The organism is Kitasatospora sp. NPDC056446, from assembly GCF_042796115.1.
Classification (GTDB): domain Bacteria; phylum Actinomycetota; class Actinomycetes; order Streptomycetales; family Streptomycetaceae; genus Kitasatospora.
On record NZ_JBHTRF010000175.1, the window covers coordinates 1 to 2,252 of the forward strand.

1 protein-coding gene is annotated in these 2,252 nt (G+C 63.2%); it reads right to left on the minus strand.

Going from position 1 to position 2,252, the window contains the following annotated elements; translation table 11 throughout:
• Nucleotides 1-2,212 (minus strand): putative Ig domain-containing protein (locus ACFQ6N_RS40310; protein WP_380659130.1); only part of this gene is annotated, 2,212 nt, incomplete at its 3' end.
• Nucleotides 2,213-2,252: the final 40 nt, after the last annotated feature.

Genomic DNA, 2,252 nt, shown 5'->3' on the forward strand with positions numbered 1-2,252 from the left:
GATCAATGCCATCAAAGTACAACCAGTCGGTACCACCGCCGGTGTTGTCCACCGTATCGGCGCCCGATCCGGCCCGGTAGAAATAGGTGTCGTTGCCCACTCCGCCGATGAGCATGTCATCGCCATCTTCGCCCACCAGCTGGTCATCGCCGGCGCCACCGATCAGGATGTCCTTGCCTGATCCGCTGAAGCTGCCGTTGCCACCGGACAGGTAATCATTGCCATCGCCGCCTTCCAGCTTGTCATCGCCCCCCAGTCCCTCGATCAGGTCCTTGCCGGCAGTGCCCACCAACTGCTCTCCCGCCGAGGTGCCGGTGATGGTCTTGTCGAATCCGCCCCCACTGCCGCCACTCACCAGCTGATTGATCTGGGCCGCGCTGAGTGAACTGCCTCCGTCAGGCTGAACCTGATCGATGGCCCAGTCCCCGCCGAGGAAGTGATTGCGCACGCGCACCGCCGGCGTGGCTGCCTGGTCGATCCGGATCAACAGGTCATCCCCCTCGCGGGAGAAGCTCAGCCGCTCCCGGGTGACGCCGTTCTGGAAGAACACCGTATCGTTGCCGCCACCGGTATTGTCGACCACATCGCTGCCCGAGTTCGCATCGACCAGATAGGCGTCATTGCCAGCTCCGCCCAGCAGGGTATCGTTGCCGCCCCCACCACTGAGCGTGTCGTTGCCGCCTCCTCCGTTGAGCGTGTTGCTGCCGCTGTTGCCCGCCAGGTAGTTGCCCAGCGCGTTGCCGGTCCCGTTGATGTCAGCACTTCCGGTCAGGAACAGGTTCTCCAGATCCGCCGACAGCGTGTAGGAAGCCGAAGACTGCACCTGGTCAGTGCCACCGCCGGCAAGCTCGATGATCGTGTCCGCCGTATTGTCCACGATGTAGATGTCATTGCCTGCGCCACCACTCATCTGATCAGCACCGCTGCCGCCGTCAAGATAGTCCGCACCATTGTCACCGCGCAGGACATCGTCACCGCTGCCGCCCCATAGCTGGTCATCGCCATCACCACCGACAAGGGTGTCGTTGCCGTCCATGCCGCTCAGCTTGTTTGCCGCAGCGTTGCCATTGATGACATTGTCCAACGCGTTGCCGTTGCCGGACACAATGCCGTTGGCCAGGATCAGGTTCTCGACATTGTCGGCCAGGATCAGGTTCGTCTCGAAGCGGCGCTCGATGGTATCCAGACCGCCGCCTTCGTCCTCGAACACGCGATCCTGGGCCGACTCGATGATGTACAGATCATCGCCCAGGCCACCGTACAGACGATCAGCACCCAGGCCGCCTTCGAGCCGATTGTTGCCATCATTGCCATACAGCTCGTTGTCCAGGCTGTTGCCAACCCCGCTCAGGTTGCCGGAGCCGGTCAGCACCAGGTTCTCCAGATGGTCGCCCAGCTGCCAGTCCAGCGCCGACTCCACGGTATCGATGCCTTCGCCGGCCACCTCGATGACAACGTCGCCGGCACTGTCGACCACGTAGGTATCATCGCCGCCACCGCCGACCAGGCGATCTTCCCCGGCGGCGCCATCAAGCCTGTTGTCGCCCAGATTGCCGATCAACGTATTGTTGCCCTGGTTGCCGGTCCCCTCATACGCACCGTCCAGCAGCTCGAGCCGCTCGACATTCTCGCCCAGCACGTAGCGATGGCTGCCACTGCGAACAGTGTCGTCACCGCCGCCGGCCAGTTCGATCACCTGCTGGCTCGGGTCGCTCACCACATAGATATCGTCGCCCTCACCGCCATACAGGCGATCACCGGCACCTGCACCACTCAATACATCATTGCCCGCGCCGCCATGCAGATCATCGCGGAACTGGGTGCCGGCAAGTACATCCGCGCCGTCGGTACCCCGCAGCACGTTGCGTACATTCACCGTCAGCCAGGCCGTGGTGCGCTGCCCCCAGCTGTCGGCGGCGATGATGTCCAGCGAAAGATCCGCACCGCCATTGGGCGGTGTGCCCGTAAGCTCGCCGGTGAGCGGATCGATGACCAGCCAGGCTGGCGCGTTCTCACTCAGCGAATAGGTCAGCGTGTCCTGTGCCTCATCCTGGAACATGCCCGAGGGAATCTTCGCCGAGAAGGCGGTCTCACCGATGGCCTCGAACTCGACGAACGGGATCAGCGTGACCGGAGGCTTATTGGTGTACGGCAGCTGGTGCAGATCGCCGCGGCGCACGGTGCCGTCGGCGAACAGGAAGTGGTCGATCACCCCACGCACCACCAGCCTGTCGCCCTCCTCATACCTTGTC